Origin of the sequence: Algoriella sp. (assembly GCF_036647415.1) — a bacterium.
Taxonomy (GTDB): domain Bacteria; phylum Bacteroidota; class Bacteroidia; order Flavobacteriales; family Weeksellaceae; genus Empedobacter.
In genome coordinates this window covers 104,611-122,234 of the sequence record NZ_JAVXKG010000001.1, presented here as the reverse complement: position 1 = coordinate 122,234, position 17,624 = coordinate 104,611, and the positions used below count along the sequence as shown (strand labels likewise).

Sequence of the window (17,624 nt, the reverse complement as noted above, 5' to 3'; positions counted from 1 at the left end):
CGCTTTTTTAACACTTTTTGAACTTTAGATAAAGTTGAGTTAAATATTGAATTTCAATTGTTTTCTCGATTATTTTTAATGAAATAATTTAACCTAAATGAATAGAACTTTACTTTACAATTTATTTTTTCTTTTTAGCATAACAATACACGCTCAATCAACTTTAATTTCGGGAAAAATTATTGTGGATGATGCTGATGAAATTATCAATCTCGATGGCTTTTTGATTGAAAATACGACAACAAATGCTCGTACAAAAGCCGACGAAAATGGTTTGTTTTCTATAAAAGTGAACGAAGGTGATGAATTAATTTTTAAACAAATCGGAATTATAGAACGTCAAATAAAAATCACTAAAAATATGATTAACAAAGGTTTTATTGATGTTCATGTAAATATTGAAGTGATAGAATTGGCGGAAACAAATATAAAACCACTCAAAAAATATTGGAAAGATAACGTAAGTAAAGAAGAAACTCAATCACAAAAAATAAATAGAAGTTTGGGAATTAATGAAGAGTTTAAAAATGATTTGGTAAAAGGATATTTTGTAGCAGGCTATCTTCGGAGTTTGGGCGTGACAGTTCGTTATGAAAACGTTATAGCTTTATTAGATCAGATTTCTGATAAAGAAATTCAAAGATATAAATACTTTTTAAAAACAACTAAAAAAGACAAATACAATCAGATTTCATTATTAAATAATTATTTCACAGACTATTATTTTACAAATGATTTAAAAATACCGAAAGGAAATATTCTCCAATTTCTTGATTATTGTTATACAGATTTTAAAATTGGAAGTTTATTGAAAAATAATCAATTTAACCAGATTTCATTAATCTTAGAAGAGCAGGCGCCAATATATTTGAACAAAATGAACTTAAAACCTTTACTAAATGATTAAACCTTTATTTTTTAGCTTATTTTTTCTTTTTAGTCTAACAATACACGCTCAATCAACTTTAATTTCGGGAAAAATTATTGTGGACGATGCTGATGAAGTCATCAATCTTAATGGTTTTGTGATTGAAAATAGCACAACAAATGCTCGTACAAAAGCCGACGAAAATGGTTTGTTTTCTATAAAAGTGAATGAAGGCGATGAATTAATTTTTAAACAAATCGGAATTATAGAACGTCAGTTAAAAATCTCTAAAAATATGATTAATAGAAGTTTTATTGAAGTTCATGTAAATATTGAAGTGATAGAATTAGCAGAAACTAATATCGCTAATTTGAATAAAGACATGTTGAATAATCTTGGAAAAGAAAAATCGCTTCAAGAAAAGTTAAATGACAAAATGGATATTTCTTCAATTGATTTTAAAGCTTCGCTAAATCTTAATCATGAAGATGCAAAAGTGCGTAGAACAATAAGTCAAGTTGGTGGAGTTAATTTGATGGGATTATTTAATATTTTCAAAAATCCAGTAAAAAGATTAAAAAAAGTAGATAAAATTGAAAAGAACAAACATGATGTTTTGCTTGATTTACAAAAATTTTATACAGTGAATTACTTTGTAAATGACTTGAAAATTCCACAAGGAAAAATCATTGATTTTTTGGATTATTGTTATTCAAATTTTAATTTCTATCAATTGTTAGAAGCGAATAATTACGACGAAATTCTATTTATAATTGAAGAACAAGCACCAATTTATTTGTCAAAAATAAAAGAGAATGAATAAGTTTTTATTAACATTATTACTTAGTTGTGTAAGTTTTGTAGTCTTTGCTCAAAACGTTTTAATCACAGGAAAAGTGGTGGTTGATGACGGTATTGCGGGACAAGATGCGATAAATAATATTTTGGTGCAAAACCAAACTACAAATGCAGAAACGTTGACGAGCCCAAAAGGAATTTTTTCTATAAAAGTTTCTGTTGGCGATGAATTAATTTTTACACATGATTTTTACAAAGAACGCTCTATTAGAATTATACAAGACATTTTGACAAAAGGAATGTTGACGGTTCATCTTAATATTGAAACGATTGAGTTGGCTGAGGCAAATATTATTACGTTAGATAAAAATTTGAAGAATAATATTAAGTTCAAATATGATAAAATTGATGAGCTTTATAAAAACTTGAATTTAGGAATTGATCCAAATTTACGTTTCAGGAAAATTAATCCCAATGCATCGTCAAGTATCGGAAATGTAGGAATTTTAAATCCCGCAGCGTGGATTTCGGTTATTTCAGGACAGAGAAAGAGGGAGAAAAAACAGTTTGATTATTTTGAAAAAGTAGATAAAATAAAAGATTTAGAAAATTATTTTACCAAAAACTATTTTGTCGAAAGTTTAAAAATTCCAGAGAATAAAGTAAATGAATTTGTGACTTATTGTTATTCAGATTTTGAATTAGATAAATTGATAAAAGAAAATAATTACGATAAAATAACACAAATTTTAGAAGAACAAGCGCCGATTTATTTGTCAAAATTAAAAGAGAATGAATAAATTTTTATTAACATTATTGCTTAGTTGTATAAGTTTTGTAGTCTTTGCTCAAACTGCTTTAATCACGGGAAAAGTGGTGGTTGATGATGGTGTTTTTGGACAAGATGCGATAGATAATATTTTGGTGCAAAACCAAATGACAAATGCAAAAATATTTACAAATGATAATGGAATGTTCTCTATAAAAGCTTCTGTTGGCGATGAATTAATTTTCACTCACGATTTTTACAAAGAGCGAACAATCAAAATTACAGCAGATATTTTGACAAAAGGAATGTTAACGGTTCATCTTAATATTGAAACGATTGAGTTGGCTGAAGCAAATATTCTGACATTAGATAAAAATTGGAAACAGAATATAAAAATAGAGGAAACAAGTCAAACAAAAATGTATAACAGTTTGGGTTTAGATCCTAATATGCAATATCATAAAGTGAATCCAAATGCAACTTCTACTATTTATCACAATGGATTTAGTCGAGATCCAGCTTTATGGATTTCAATGCTAACTGGACAAAGAAAAAAAGATAAAAAAATAGATCAATATTTCAAAAAAGTGAATAAAATAAAGGACGTAGAAAATTATTTTACAGCTAATTATTTTATCGAAAGTTTAAATATTCCAGAGAATAAAGTCAGCGATTTTGTAACCTATTGTTACGCAAATTTTGAATTAGAGAAATTGGTAAAAGAAAATAATTACGATAAAATTACCCAAATATTTGAAGATAATGCACCTAAATATCTCGAAATGATAAATAAGAAAAGTTAAATCTAAAATTTAGAAATTATGATAGAAGTAGCCGTTTTAATTTCAATTAACATCTTATTTTTTGTAATAATGAAAGTTATTTACAAAATAAATCCGTGGGAAATAAACAAAATGATTAAACTTTGGAATAGAAAATTCGGGATATAAAGTTTCTTTTTATTTCGTAGAATCTCGTCTAATTCTAGCAATTTTGTAAATAGCTATTAATCCAAAAGTTATCATAGAAATAACCTGAGCTATATAAAGTATTAACCCAAAATAATCGCCAATTGCTCTACCTTCGTCTTGATTTCCACCTTTTGCTAAATATACTGCCGAAAAAGCGATAGACATAACATACGGATAAGCTAAACCGCCAGAAACAGGTAAAATCATACCCAAAGAACCTGCAATTAAAAGGAATAAACCTTCTGCAACACCAAAATTTTGTGTGTCAGGAAATGCAAAGAAAACCAAGTATGTCATTAGAAAATAGCAAAACCAAAGTGCAAAAGAATAGAAGATAAATAAACCACGCTTTTGTAATTTTGAGATAGATTTTATTCCTTCCCAAAGACCAAGAAGAAAGGTTTTTATTTTCTCGAAAAATTTGGTTTGACTTATTTTTTTCCAGAAAATTATAAGCAATAAAAGTCCTAAAAATAGTATTCCTAATGCAATATAATATTTCAAAAAAGATGGTTCTGAACTGGATTGATGTGCTTTTTCTTTATTTCCTAACTCGATGAACTTCATCAAGGTTTCATAATTAAAAATAAGTGTCAAAGTAAAGCTCAATCCTAAAAATAAAAGATCAATTACACGTTCTAAAACAACTGTTCCAAATGATTTTTCGAATGGTACTTTTTCCATTTTATACAAACTTGTTGCACGTGCCACTTCACCGCTTCTAGGAATGGTAAGATTCATAAAATAAGCGAAACAAATTGCCCAAAAACCAGATGAAGTTTTGGTATTATAACCCATTGGATGTAGTAGGAGATTCCAACGAGAAGCACGAATCCAGTAGGTTAAAATACTGATTGCCATAGAAGCAAAAATCCAAAAATAATTGGTTTCTGTTAATACGTTTGCTACTCGTTCAAAATCAATTTGCTTCACTGTTATCACAACAAAAAATAGTGCTAACAATGAAGCAATGATTAAGAAGAGAGATTGTTTTATCTTACTCTTCATAAATTTTTTATAAAATTAATTATCTAATCTAAACGATTGTTGTCATTAGGGAAAACAATTGTTGGTTCGTATGTTTTTGCCTCTTCAAAATCCATCATTGCATACGTGATAATAATTACTGTATCACCAACTTGTACTCTACGTGCTGCAGGCCCATTCAGACAAATTTCACCACTTCCACGTTTTCCTTTAATGATGTATGTTTCAAAACGTTCTCCATTTTCTTGAACTACGATCTGTACTTTTTGACCAACAACCATATTTGCCGCATCTATCAAATCTTCATCAATAGTAATACTACCAATATAGTTTAATTTTGCGTCTGTTACTTTTACTCTATGTATTTTAGAGTGAAATACTTCTATCATCATAATTTTGTAAAGTTACGCTGAACTTAATAATTTCAAAACTTGTTCCAATTATTTTTAATTGATTCCAAGATTTTGTTAAGTTTTATGTTTAAAATTTTATATTATCAATTAATCGAACATCGCCTGCATAAGCCACTACAAAACCTCTAATGTTCTTAGCTTCAGAAAAATGTTGAATAGTCTCTAAGGTATTTTCATTTGTTATTTCGAAATACTCTAACTTGAATGGAGATTGTGTAAATTCATCTTTGACAAATTTTATGACTTCAGTAACATCTTTTCCATCATTTTTAAGCGCTACAGCTTTTGATAAAATTGAATAAATTTGTGGAGCATCATTAGTTTCTTGCTCAGATAAACGCGCGTTTCTTGAGCTGAATGCTAATCCTGTATCTGCTCTGTAAATTGGCATCGGAACAATTTCTACATTTAGATCTTCTTGTTTTACCATTTCTTGTATGATACGAACTTGCTGAAAATCCTTTTCTCCAAAATATGCACGTGTTGGCTTGGCTGCTCTAAATAACTTAGAAACAATTGTCGCTACGCCGTCAAAGTGACCTGGGCGAGAAGCTCCCTCCATAACCTTGTCTATTGTGCCAAAATCATACTTTTTTGCAACTTCTCCTGTTGCATAAAGATCGTTTACAGTAGGTAAATAGATAAAATCGCAACCATTTTTTGTTAACAATTCGATATCTTTTTCTTCTGTACGAGGATATTTTTCTAAATCTTCTGGGTTGTTAAATTGTGTCGGATTGACAAAAATGCTTACAATTGTGTAGTCATTTTGAGCTTTAGAAGCTTTAACCAAAGACATGTGTCCTTCGTGTAAAGCGCCCATTGTAGGGATAAAGCCAATGGTTTTGTTTTGGTTCTTTAACTCGACGATTGCGGGAGTTAATTTTTCCTTTTCGTTAAATATAACCATAACGCTGATTGTTAAAAAAAAACTAATATAGTTGCAAAGCTACTATAAGCAAATAATATATCAACATTTTTTTGTAATTTTGTGCCTTATTATTATTTAGGAAAATAGAGTATAAAATTATGGAAGGAAAGCGCATATTGTATGTAACAACAGAAATGGTACCTTACTTTCCTGAAAATCCGATGTCTTCTCAAGCATTAGATTTGCCTAAACTTATGCAGAGCAATGGTGCGGATGTTCGCATCTTTATGCCACGTTTTGGAGCAATCAACGAAAGAAGACACCAATTACATGAAGTAATAAGACTTTCAGGTATGAACATGATAATTAATGATTTGGATCAGCCATTAATCATTAAAGTGGCGTCTGTTCCAGGGGAAAGATTACAAGTGTATTTTATTGATAACGACGAATATTTTAAACGTAAAGAAGTTTACGGAGAAGATAATCAACAATTCTCGGATAACGACGAACGTTCAATCTTTTTTGCGAAAGGAGTTTTAGAAACAGTTAAAAAATTAAATTGGAAACCAGATGTAGTTCACGTTATGGGCTGGATGTCTAGTTTAGTTCCTTTGTATCTAAAGAAATATTATTCTGACGATCCATTCTTTCAAGATGCAAAAGTTGTAGTTTCTTTATTTGACAACGCTTTTGAAGGAGAATTAGATACAGAATTAGTAAATAAATTAGCTTTTGATAACATAGAAGCTGATGTAAAACAATTTTTAGAAAACCCAACACATTTAGGTATGATACAATCTTCTTTGCAATATGCTGATGCAGTAGCAAAGGGTGAAGATATTATTCCTGAAGATGTTAAAAACTATATCAACCAACAAAATATTCCTTTATTAGATTATTGCTCTAAAGAAGAAGCAAAAGAAGTTTACAATAACTTTTATCTAGAGGAAGTAATGAACTCTAATTAAAATCTGTTTAGATTAATGAAAAATTTTTTGAATGTTCTATCTGTATCTATTGCTATGGTAATAGCAATGGGAGCAGTTGTTTCGTGTGAAGATGAAGCTTTAGGATTAGGTAATAATGTAATTGGTGGTGAAGCTGATGGTAATGTAAGATCATTAGATGTAATTGCCTATAATGACACTGTTGATACAATTAGATCTGATCGATTTGTTTTACAAAATGCTACATTTGGTGTTTACAAAGAAGGCGTATTCGGATCTACATCATCTAAATTTTATGCTCAATTTAGACCAAGTACTATTGGTGATACTGACTTTGGAAAAGAGCCAAAAGTTGACTCTGTAAGGTTAATTATTCCAGTTTTTTATAATACAACAGCAAAGCCGATTTCTAGAGATATAATTAAGTTGACTAAAATAAACCCTCCAAGTACAAAAATAGAGGATGCAGATACAATTTTAATTACAACAAAATATGCAGTAGATTCATTGTATGGAAATAAAGACCTGAAAATGACGCTTAAAGTTCGTGACATTAATACGCCTTTATTTAGAGATACAAAATATTTTTCAAAATTAGACGGATCTCAATCTCCAATTACAACAAACTCTACTACAATAGGAACATTAACAGTTGGTTCTACTGTAGAAAATAAAGTTGTTAAAGTTAAAAATGCAACAACATCAATTTATTCAGAAACGGTAGGTTATAAAATTTCGTTAGATAACGATTATTTTAATGAAAAGATTGTTAAAAATGCTAAAACAGGACTAATTGGTGACTATGCAACATTTATTCGTGAAAACATCAAAGGATTTGAGTTTTCTGTTGAAGAAGACAATGGCTTTATTGTAAATTTTAAACCAAATGGCATTAGTATGAATATGTATTATTCATACAAAAATCCAGTTGATAAAAAAGAAGGTGAAAAAAATTATAAAGAACGTCTAAGTTCTACTTATGGCTTTGATTTTGCTAATCAATGGACAGTTGGAGGAGGATCTAATGTTTTAGTTAATCAAATCAAGAATGATTTTAATGGAACAGCTTTTGGTAATGCGGTTGCAAATCCAAATAAAACAGAAGGTGATGCACGTTTATACTTAAATGGAATGAGCGGAAGCCAGGTCAATTTAAAATTTAATCAAACTCAGATTGATTCAATTAAAAGTGATGTGAAAAATAGAGGAATGGTTATTATCGGAGCTAAATTGAAATTTTTCCTTGATAATGAAACAAACAAGTTTCCAAAACCACCTTATATCGTTGCTTGGAATAATTATAAAAAAGACAGTAAAAATATAAGCGAATTATATTCGGATGTATTAGATTTTTATAACGCTTATCCAAATTCTGTACACTTTAATCCAATGATAAAAGGCGATACAGATTATTATACAATTGATGTTACTAAACATCTAAAAAGTATGGTCGAAAAAGGTACAGCATACGATAATCAATCTATGATTATTGCAATGGGTAACTTTATTACATCTGTTACTGATGCAACAACAATCAATAGTGTAAACCCGTACCAAAATAACAGAGCATATAATCCGTACCGAATTGTTTTACATGGAAATAAATCGGAAATTGAAGCTAAAAAATTAAAACTTTTAGTATATTACTCTGTTAAATAAAATAAACTTAAATACTATAAATATATGTGTGGAATTGTAGGATATATTGGACCACGCGAAGCGTATCCAATTATTATAAATGGACTTAAAAGACTAGAATATCGTGGATACGATAGTGCTGGTTTAGTCCTGTCAACTGGTTCTGATTTTGAATTAGTTAAAACAAAAGGAAAAGTTTCAGATTTAGAAGGAATTTCTACATCTTTAGATAAAACTCCACATATTGGAATTGGACATACACGTTGGGCAACACATGGTGTGCCAAATGATGTAAATTCACATCCACATATGTCAAACAACGGACGTTTAGTCTTGGTTCATAATGGAATTATAGAAAATTATGAATCGATAAAAAAATTATTAAAAGAAAAAGGATATGTTTTTCACAGTGATACTGATACAGAAGTTTTAGTTAACTTTATTCAGTTTTTTCAAGAAGAACAAAACTTAAATCTTACAGATGCTGTTCGTTTAGCTTTGAATGAAGTTATTGGAGCTTATGCAATTGCTGTTTTAGATAAAGAAGAAAAAGATACAATTGTTGTAGGTCGTTTAGGATCTCCATTAGCAATAGGTATTGGTGAAGATGAATTTTTCGTGGCTTCAGATGCTTCTCCATTTATAGAATTTACGAAAGATGCTATTTATTTGGAAGATGGTGATATGGCAACGATTACTTTAAATAATGAAGTTGACATTCGTACAATCAAAAATAATGAGCCAGTATCTCCAGATATTCAAGAGTTACAATTAAATATTGAAGCAATTGAAAAAGGTGGTTACGAGCATTTCATGTTAAAAGAAATCTACGAACAACCTCGTTCTATTCGTGATACAATGCGCGGACGTCTTTTAGTAGACGAAGGTGTTATCAAAATGGCTGGTATTTGGGATCATCAAGAGAAATTCTTGAATGCGAAACGTATCATCATTGTAGCTTGTGGTACATCGTATCATGCAGGTTTAGTTGCAGAATATATGATCGAAGATTTCGCTCGTATTCCTGTAGAAGTAGAATATGCATCAGAGTTCCGTTACCGTAATCCAATTATCAACAAACATGATGTTGTGATTGCAATTTCACAATCAGGAGAAACGGCAGATACATTAGCTGCGCTAAAATTAGCAAAAGAAGCAGGTGCATTTATCTTTGGTATTAACAATGTTGTAGGATCTTCTATCGCTCGTATTACAGACGCAGGAGCTTATACACATGCTGGTCCAGAAATTGGTGTTGCTTCTACAAAAGCATTTACAGCTCAGTTAACTATTTTAGCTTTAATCGCTTTAAAATTAGGAAAACATAACGGAGAATTATCGTCAGAAAAATTCAACTTGTTAACAAGAGAATTAGAGCGTATTCCAGAATTAGTTCAACAAATTTTAATTAACTGTGAAGGTGTAATTGATAAAATTGCAGAGAAATACAAAGACAATAAAAATGCGATTTATTTAGGACGTGGATACAACTATCCATCAGCTTTAGAAGGAGCATTAAAACTGAAAGAAATTTCTTATATCCACGCAGAAGGTTATCCAGCAGCAGAAATGAAGCACGGACCAATCGCTTTGTTAGATGAAAATATGCCAGTTGTAGTTATTGCAACGAAAAAAGGATATTACGAGAAAGTTGTTTCTAATGTACAAGAAATAAAATCTCGTAGTGCAAAAGTTATTGCAATTGTAAACGAAGGAGACGAGCAAGTAACTGCTATGGCAGATGATTTTGTTGTAATTCCTGAAACTGCAGAAGAATTTTCTCCAATCTTAACAGCTATTCCATTACAATTATTATCATATTGGATTGCCGTTAAATTAGATAAAAATGTAGATCAACCACGTAACTTAGCTAAGTCGGTTACTGTAGAATAATATTTACTCTATAAACGAGTTTTTTAAGGGATGATTTCAAAATCATCCCTTTTCGTTTTTATTAAAATAATTTTATTATTAATTTCACAAAAAATAACATCATGTTTACAGGTATAATAGAAGGAGTAGGAAAAATTATGAAGTTAGAAAAAGATCAATCTAACTTAAATTTATGGATTGAAGCCGATTTTGTAAACGAATTAAAAATAGATCAAAGTGTTTCACACAACGGTGTTTGCCTAACTGTAGTCGATTTTAAAGATGACCTTTACAAGGTTACAGCAATAGACGAAACTTTACTGAAAACAAACTTTAACACTTTAAAAGAAGGTGATTTAATCAATTTAGAACGATGTTTGATTATGAATGGTCGTATTGATGGTCATATCGTTCAAGGACATGTGGATCAAACTGGTAAAATAGTTGCAGTAGATAATCAAGATGGTAGTTTTTTGGTAACAGTTGCCTATGATGAAGCTTCGACAGGAAATGTAACCGTAGAAAAAGGATCTATTTGTTTAAATGGAATTAGTTTAACAGTTGTAGATAGTAAAGTAGGGCAATTTTCTGTTGCTATAATTCCATATACATGGGAATTTACAAATCTTAATCACGTAAAAGTTGGTGATACCATGAACCTTGAATTTGATATAATCGGAAAATACGTCAAAAGATTATTTCAAAAATAATGATTAGAAGAAAAAATAACTTATCGCTTCCAGTTCGTATTATCATTTATATGGTAACGATTCTTCTATTTACAGCAGGTTCGATATTGGTTATTACGGCGAGTCATTTTAATAATCAAACAAAACGATATCACGAAGATATTCTACGTCGCAAAGAAAAATCTGTTCTTAGTGCAATTGATTATGAAATGGATAATTATCCAGGTATTGCAACAAAGGATAATATACACATAATATTAGAGGATAAAATCATGCAAATTGCAGACATCAACAAGCTTAATATTGTGGTGTATGATTTGCGTGGAAATAAAATTTTAACAACTGAAGCCAAGACATCAACTTTTAATGTTTTACCACAGGATATTCTAAATAAACTACGAACATCCAATGAATTGGTCATTACACATAAAGAAAATGGAGATCAAGGCACCATGTATTCTTCCTACAGTTATATCAAAAATTATTATAACGAAAATGTTGCTGTAATCTGTCTTCCTTATCAATCTAACGACGATTTTATGCAAGAAGATATGTTTACGCTTATTGGTAGTTATGGGCTTGCATTTGGCGTTATTTTATTGTTTGGTACACTGGCTGTATACTTTGTAACAAAGCGAACACTTAACCAAATTTGGTCGTTTGCAGATCGTATTCGCGAAACCGAAGTTATCGTAAACAACATGCCGATTCGTTATGATGGAAACGATGAAATAAAAGTTTTAGTTGACTCGTATAACGATATGCTTTTCAAACTGAAAGAACAATCAGAATTAATTGTAAAGCAAGAAAGAGAAGAGGCTTGGCGCGATTTTGCCAGACAAGTAGCACATGAAATAAAGAATCCATTAACACCAATGAAGTTGATGATTCAGAATTACATGCGAAAGTTTGATCCAAGTGATGAGCATTTAACAGAAAAAACAATGCGAACAGGAAATATATTGTTGCAACAAATAGAAACAATTTCTGCAATTGCCGAAGCTTTTTCTGATTTTGCAAAAATGCCTTCTCGTAACGATGAAAAGATTGATATTATTGATGTTGTAAAGAATGCACTTTATGTTTTCCCAATGGATTATGTAGAATTTAATTATTCTCCTGAAGTAATTTTAATGCATTTTGATAAACAATATCTAAATAGAGTTATCACAAACATTACAAAGAATGCATTTCAGTCGATTCCAAAAGATCACGAAGCAAAAGTAAAAGTAGATGTTGTTTTGACCGATGGTTTTTTACATATCACCATAAATGACAATGGTTCTGGAATTCCAGTAGAGGCACAAGATTCTATTTTCGTACCAAAATTTACAACCAAAAATAGCGGAATGGGAATTGGTTTACCTATGGTCAAAAAAATTATTGATGATTATGATGGAACAATTCGTTTTGAATCTAAAGTTGGAGTAGGAACAACATTTTATATCTTGATTCCTTATCATGAATAGAAAACCTTTTAAGTTTAAACAGTTCTCTATTTTTCAAGATAAAACAGCCATGAAAGTCGGAACAGACGGAGTTTTGTTAGGAGCTTGGGCAGATTGTCTTGGTAAAGATGTTTTAGATATAGGAACAGGAACAGGATTAATTTCGATGATGTTGGCGCAAAGATTTCCTCAATCACAAATTGATGCAATAGAAATTGACGAAAATGCATATTATCAAGCCAAAGAAAATTTCGAAAATGCACCATTTCAGAATCGTTTATCCATTTATTTTACGTCTTTACAAACGTATAAAACCGATAAAAAATATGATTTGATTGTAAGTAATCCGCCTTTTTTTACCGTAAATGATCTAAATGAATTTGATGCTCGTAAACAAGCTCGTCAAGAAGAAACACTTACATTTTCTGATTTATTAAAGAAAACAGCCTTATTATTGAACAAAGACGGTTTAGCTAGCTTTATTATTCCACATGACCGAATGTTAGAGTTTTGTGCGATAGCAGCTGAAAACGCTTTAAAAGTATCAAAAACAACACAAATTAAAGGAAATGAAACTTCTCCAATCAAAAGAGTTTTGTTAGAATTTAGTTTTGAAGAAAAAGAGATAAAAGAAAATCTACTTACAATAGAAGTTGAACGTCATCAATACACAGAAGATTATATCAATTTGACAAAAGATTTTTATCTAAAAATGTAAGAAAAATAAATTATTGAAAATAAAAAAACGTCGAAACTTAGTTTTGACGTTTTTTGTATCTATAAAATCTAATAAAATTAGATTGTTGGTCCTCCAGCTAATAAATCAGCAGTAGCAAATTCTTCGAATTTTTTGAAGTTAGCTTTAAATTTGTCTGCTAATTCTTTCGCATTTGCTTCGTAAGCTTCTGTAGAGTCAAAAGATGTAGCAGGATTTAATTGTTCTGAAGCAACATCTGCAATTGCAACTGGAACTTCAAATCCAAAATAAGGATCTTTTCGGAATTCTCCTTTGCTTAAATCTCCACTTAAAGCAGCATTAATAACGGCACGAGTATCTTTTAAAGACATACGTTCCTTTTTACCATTCCAACCTGTGTTGATTAACCAAACGTTTACACCAGTTTGTTCAACTTTATCGCTCAACATTTCAGCATATTTAGTTGGGTGTAATGGCATAAATGGCGCACCAAAACAAGTAGAAAAAGTTGTTTGTGGTTCTGTAATACCAGCTTCTGTTCCAGCAACTTTTGATGTATATCCTGAGATAAATAAGTAAGCAGCCTGATCTGGATTTAATCTTGCGATTGGAGGGAAAACTCCATAAGCATCAAAAGATAAGAAGAAAATATTTTTAGGATTTTTTCCTACAGATGGAACAGCAATATTTTCAATATAATCAATAGGGTAAGAAACGCGTGTATTTTCTGTGATTGATGTATCAGAGAAATCTACTTCATTTGTACCAGGTACCAATTTACAATTTTCTAATAAAGCTCCATCTTTGATTGCTGCAAAAATTTCTGGCTCACCTTCTGGAGATAAATTAATAACTTTTGCGTAACAACCACCTTCAAAATTGAAAACTGTATTATCAGCTGTCCAACCATGTTCGTCATCACCAATTAATCTTCTATTTTTATCAGCAGATAAAGTTGTTTTTCCTGTTCCAGATAATCCGAAAAACATTGCTGTATCTCCGTTTTCACCAGAATTTGCAGAACAATGCATTGGTAAAGTATTTTTAAAGACAGGCATAATAAAGTTTAATGCAGAAAAAATTCCTTTTTTCATTTCTCCTGTATAACCAGTTCCTCCGTTTAAAACGATTTTACGTTTAAAATTTAAAATAGAGAAATTATGTTGTCTAGTTCCATCAATATCAGCATCAGCAGTAAAAGTTGGTGCATTGATAATTGTCCACTCAGATTCTCCGAAGTTTTTAATTTCTTCTTCTGTTGGACGAATAAACATATTATAAATAAATAAATTAGCAGCAGGAGTTTCCGTAATTGCTCTAATTTTTGTTTTGTACGCTTCATCTGCACAAGCAAAAGCATCACGAACATAAATTTCGCGGTTACTTAAATGCTCAACTACTTTATCGTATAAAGCATCAAATTTGTCAGAATCGAAAGGAATATTCGTTTTTCCGTCCCACCAAACGTTATTTTCAGTGATTTCGTCCATAACAATGAAACGATCTTGAGGCGAACGACCTGTAAACTCTCCAGTTAACATGTTAACTGCGCCCGAAGAAGTAATTTCTCCTTGTCCAAGTTCAACCATCTTTTGGGTTAACTCTTCCGAAGATAATTGATAGTTAATTTTGGAATTTTTTATTCCGTAAGATGCCAATTCTATACTCATTTTTGTGATTTTATAGTAAATATGAAATATTAAAGGTAAAAATTTTGTGCAAAATTACAATAAAAAGATTTGCTAAAAATTTGACTTATATCATTAACTTAAACGTTTTCGTGAACAAATAACACCCTCATTTTTAAGCATTGCTATGCAAGCATATAAAAAAAAGCTTGTATTTCATATAAGTTTTATATTTTTGCACTAGTTTACAACAATTAAAATTAGAAAATTATGTCTGATATTACATCAAGAGTGAAAGCAATTATCGTAGATAAATTAGGAGTTGATGAGAGTGAAGTAACTCTAGAAGCAAGCTTCACTAACGATTTAGGAGCTGATTCATTAGATACAGTAGAATTAATCATGGAATTCGAAAAAGAATTTGATATTCAAATTCCAGACGATCAAGCTGAGAAAATTTCTACAGTAGGTCAAGCTGTAACATACATCGAAGACTTAAACAAGTAATAGTTCCTTATAATTAATATGGAATTAAAAAGAGTAGTAGTAACAGGTTTAGGCGCGCTAACACCAATCGGAAATACTTACCAAGAGTTTTGGGAAGGATTAATGAATGGTGTAAGTGGCGCTGCGCCTATTACGCTTTTTGACGCAACTCTTTTTAAGACACAATTTGCTTGTGAGATTAAAAACTTCAATATCGAAGATTATTTTGATCGTAAAGAAGCAAGAAAAATTGACCGTTGTGCCCAATTGGGAATAATTGCTGCAAGAGAAGCAATTAAACACAGTGGAATCTTAGAAGATGTAAATACAAACAAAGAGCGTATTGGCGTTATATGGGGGTCTGGTATTGGTGGAATTAAAACTTTTGAAGAAGAAGTTTCTAATTTTGCTACAGGAAATGGAATACCACGTTTCAATCCATTTTTTATCCCTAAGATGATAGCAGATATCACACCTGGTCATATTTCGATGGAATTTGGTCTTATGGGACCTAATTATACAACTGTTTCGGCATGTGCTTCATCAACAAATGCGTTAATTGATGCATTTATGTTGTTAAGACTTGGTAAAGCAGACGCAATTGTTGCTGGTGGTTCAGAAGCCGCAATTACAGCTTCTAGTATTGGAGGTTTCAATGCGATGCATGCACTTTCTACAAGAAATGATGATCCAAAAACAGCTTCTCGACCATTTGACAAAGACCGCGATGGTTTTGTGATGGGAGAAGGTGGAGGATGTATGATTCTTGAAGAGTATGAGCACGCAATAGCACGTGGAGCAACAATCTACGCAGAGCTTGTAGGTACAGGAATGTCAGCTGACGCACATCATATTACAGCACCACATCCAGAAGGGTTAGGCGCATTCAATGTGATGAGAAATGCTTTAGAAGATGCAAATATCAAAGCTGAGGATATTGATCATATCAATATGCACGGTACATCTACAGGTTTAGGTGATATTGCAGAATCAAAAGCAATTCAAAAATTATTTGGAGAACACGCATACAATATTCAAATTAATTCAACAAAATCTATGACAGGTCACTTATTAGGATCTGCAGGTATTATTGAAGCAATTTCGACTATTGGAGCGATGAATAACAGTATTGTTCCGCCAACAATTAATCATTTTACGGATGATGAAAATCTTGACCCGAAAATTGATTATACATTTAATAAACCAAAAGAGAAAAATGTAGAATATGCATTAAGTAACACATTTGGTTTTGGTGGTCACAATGCTTGTGTGATATTTAAGAAGTATAAGTAATGTCTTTCTTAAAAAAATTATTTTCTTTTAAAAATCAAAACGATGATTCAAAATCGTCTGATCCGTTTTTGAAATTTTTAAAGTCGATTCTAGGTTATACTCCTCAGAATATTGAGGTGTTTAAAGAAGCATTTACCCATCGATCGGCACAAAAAAAAGATGAAAACGGAAATAGTATCAATTTTGAAAGATTAGAGTTTTTAGGAGATGCATTACTTGGTGCTTCTGCTGCAACGCATTTGTATTATAAAGCACCAGATCAGCAAGAAGGGTATTTAACCAAAATGCGATCAAAAATCGTCTCACGCAAGCAGCTGAATGCTGTATCAAAACAACTAGGTCTTTTAGATTATCTAGAACCATTAAACAACCACGCTAATTTAGGTGAAGATGTAAATGGAGATATGCTAGAGGCTTTGGTTGGAGCAATTTATGTGGATGGAGGAATTAAGGCAGTAGAAAAATTTATCCAAGACAAAATTATTGACCCTTACGCGGATTTAGATCGTTTGGAGCACACCATTACAAGTCACAAATCGTTGATATTAGAATGGAGTCAAAAATCGAGAAATACGATAAGATTCAATACTTTTGAAGAGCAAAATGCTGAAGATTTACAAGTTTTTGTATCCGTAATTCGTCTTAACGACAAAGTAATTTCCAAAGGAAGAGGAACTTCTAAAAAGAAAGCAGAAGAAAGTGCAGCTAAACGCGCTTATTATTCCTTACAAAAGAAAATAGAAAAAGTATAATTACATGGCAGAATTACTATTATTCGAAGATTGGATAGATTTTCATCTAATAGGCGTAAATTCTAGCTTTGATACTTCTACACAATTTATTTTCCACCTCAATTCTACCAATGCTACTCATTTTACACGAATCAAGGATTTGGATATCTGGTTAGATGATTATACCTATTTTTTCGAAACTTACGAATGGATAGATGAATCAAATAAATTAGATTATCATATCATTAAAAATACTCCAAATCAATCCGATTCTGAAAAAAATGAAGTAGATTTATCAAATCTTTTCAAGGAAAGTATACTACTTGTGCCTAATTATAAAGACTGCAATTATATTGTAAAAGTAGCCGGTTGGGAAGATGATATTCACAATCTTCAACTTCCATTTGTTGAAAATGAATTTATAAAAATGATTAAAAAAATAGATGTTGATTTAATCAGTACTGCTGATAGATTGGTATTCTAACAAAATATTGTGCATAAAAAAAAGGGAAAAA

18 protein-coding genes are annotated in these 17,624 nt (G+C 30.9%); 14 read left to right on the top strand and 4 right to left on the bottom strand.

The window, feature by feature from the left end:
* The first annotated feature begins 97 nt into the window (after positions 1 to 97).
* From RSC72_RS00590 to RSC72_RS00575, 4 genes are read left to right on the top strand one after another with little or no spacing between them, the layout of a single operon-like run.
* Positions 98 to 907 carry a hypothetical protein gene (locus RSC72_RS00590; protein ID WP_332543247.1) on the top strand — a complete coding sequence of 270 codons (810 nt, stop codon included), beginning with the start codon at positions 98 to 100 and terminating at the stop codon, positions 905 to 907.
* Positions 900 to 1,691 (top strand): hypothetical protein, encoded by a 792-nt coding sequence (locus RSC72_RS00585; RefSeq protein WP_332543245.1) that lies wholly within the window; start codon positions 900 to 902, stop codon positions 1,689 to 1,691. Before RSC72_RS00590 ends, RSC72_RS00585 begins: the two co-directional genes overlap by 8 nt.
* Entirely contained in the window at positions 1,684 to 2,466 is a 783-nt protein-coding gene (locus RSC72_RS00580) for a hypothetical protein (protein ID WP_332543244.1), read from the top strand. The genes RSC72_RS00585 and RSC72_RS00580 overlap by 8 nt, the downstream gene beginning before the upstream one ends.
* Positions 2,459 to 3,238: a hypothetical protein gene (locus RSC72_RS00575; protein WP_332543242.1), complete on the top strand. Its 780-nt coding sequence runs from the start codon at positions 2,459 to 2,461 to the stop codon at positions 3,236 to 3,238. Before RSC72_RS00580 ends, RSC72_RS00575 begins: the two co-directional genes overlap by 8 nt.
* A 156-nt stretch (positions 3,239 to 3,394) precedes the next feature.
* On the opposite strand, the gene RSC72_RS00570 is transcribed toward RSC72_RS00575, so the two are convergent.
* The 3 genes from RSC72_RS00570 to panC form a co-directional block, all read right to left on the bottom strand.
* The gene (locus RSC72_RS00570) at positions 3,395 to 4,414 is read right to left on the bottom strand and encodes a lysylphosphatidylglycerol synthase transmembrane domain-containing protein (protein ID WP_332543240.1); all 1,020 of its coding nucleotides are present in this window, start codon (positions 4,412 to 4,414) and stop codon (positions 3,395 to 3,397) included.
* A gap of 23 nt (positions 4,415 to 4,437) precedes the next feature.
* The gene (gene panD / locus RSC72_RS00565) at positions 4,438 to 4,785 is read right to left on the bottom strand and encodes an aspartate 1-decarboxylase (protein ID WP_332543239.1); all 348 of its coding nucleotides are present in this window, start codon (positions 4,783 to 4,785) and stop codon (positions 4,438 to 4,440) included.
* 88 nt (positions 4,786 to 4,873) lie between these two features.
* Positions 4,874 to 5,716, bottom strand: a complete 843-nt coding sequence (gene panC / locus RSC72_RS00560; protein ID WP_332543237.1) for a pantoate--beta-alanine ligase — start codon at positions 5,714 to 5,716, stop codon at positions 4,874 to 4,876.
* Between the two features lie 119 nt (positions 5,717 to 5,835).
* Between panC and RSC72_RS00555 the strand changes: the two genes are divergently transcribed.
* The 6 genes from RSC72_RS00555 to RSC72_RS00530 all read left to right on the top strand — a co-directional run bounded on the left by RSC72_RS00555 (position 5,836) and on the right by RSC72_RS00530 (position 12,992).
* Complete coding sequence (locus RSC72_RS00555) at positions 5,836 to 6,648, top strand: glycogen/starch synthase (protein ID WP_332543235.1); 813 nt, start codon at positions 5,836 to 5,838, stop codon at positions 6,646 to 6,648.
* 15 nt (positions 6,649 to 6,663) lie between these two features.
* On the top strand, positions 6,664 to 8,286 hold the full coding sequence (locus RSC72_RS00550; protein ID WP_332543233.1) for a DUF4270 family protein: 1,623 nt from the start codon (positions 6,664 to 6,666) through the stop codon (positions 8,284 to 8,286).
* Positions 8,287 to 8,310: 24 nt separating this feature from the next.
* Positions 8,311 to 10,158, top strand: a complete 1,848-nt coding sequence (glmS, locus tag RSC72_RS00545) for a glutamine--fructose-6-phosphate transaminase (isomerizing) (protein WP_332543231.1) — start codon at positions 8,311 to 8,313, stop codon at positions 10,156 to 10,158.
* A gap of 101 nt (positions 10,159 to 10,259) precedes the next feature.
* Positions 10,260 to 10,847, top strand: a complete 588-nt coding sequence (locus RSC72_RS00540) for a riboflavin synthase (protein WP_332543229.1) — start codon at positions 10,260 to 10,262, stop codon at positions 10,845 to 10,847.
* A complete protein-coding gene (locus tag RSC72_RS00535) occupies positions 10,847 to 12,295 on the top strand; it encodes a sensor histidine kinase (protein WP_332543228.1) in 1,449 nt (482 codons plus the stop codon). Before RSC72_RS00540 ends, RSC72_RS00535 begins: the two co-directional genes overlap by 1 nt.
* Before the next feature lie 49 nt (positions 12,296 to 12,344).
* A complete protein-coding gene (locus RSC72_RS00530; RefSeq protein WP_332543227.1) occupies positions 12,345 to 12,992 on the top strand; it encodes a tRNA1(Val) (adenine(37)-N6)-methyltransferase in 648 nt (215 codons plus the stop codon).
* Between the two features lie 77 nt (positions 12,993 to 13,069).
* Here RSC72_RS00530 and pckA read toward each other — a convergent pair whose 3' ends face one another.
* Positions 13,070 to 14,641, bottom strand: coding sequence for a phosphoenolpyruvate carboxykinase (ATP) (gene pckA, locus RSC72_RS00525; RefSeq protein WP_332543226.1), 1,572 nt, complete (start codon positions 14,639 to 14,641; stop codon positions 13,070 to 13,072).
* 228 nt (positions 14,642 to 14,869) lie between these two features.
* On the opposite strand from pckA, the gene RSC72_RS00520 reads away from it, so the two are divergent.
* From RSC72_RS00520 to RSC72_RS00505, 4 genes are read left to right on the top strand one after another with little or no spacing between them, the layout of a single operon-like run.
* A complete protein-coding gene (locus RSC72_RS00520; RefSeq protein WP_038336002.1) occupies positions 14,870 to 15,106 on the top strand; it encodes an acyl carrier protein in 237 nt (78 codons plus the stop codon).
* Between the two features lie 18 nt (positions 15,107 to 15,124).
* Entirely contained in the window at positions 15,125 to 16,378 is a 1,254-nt protein-coding gene (gene fabF / locus RSC72_RS00515) for a beta-ketoacyl-ACP synthase II (RefSeq protein ID WP_332543218.1), read from the top strand.
* Positions 16,378 to 17,130 (top strand): ribonuclease III, encoded by a 753-nt coding sequence (gene rnc, locus RSC72_RS00510; RefSeq protein ID WP_332543217.1) that lies wholly within the window; start codon positions 16,378 to 16,380, stop codon positions 17,128 to 17,130. The genes fabF and rnc overlap by 1 nt, the downstream gene beginning before the upstream one ends.
* Before the next feature lie 4 nt (positions 17,131 to 17,134).
* On the top strand, positions 17,135 to 17,593 hold the full coding sequence (locus RSC72_RS00505) for an IPExxxVDY family protein (protein ID WP_332543216.1): 459 nt from the start codon (positions 17,135 to 17,137) through the stop codon (positions 17,591 to 17,593).
* Positions 17,594 to 17,624: the final 31 nt, after the last annotated feature.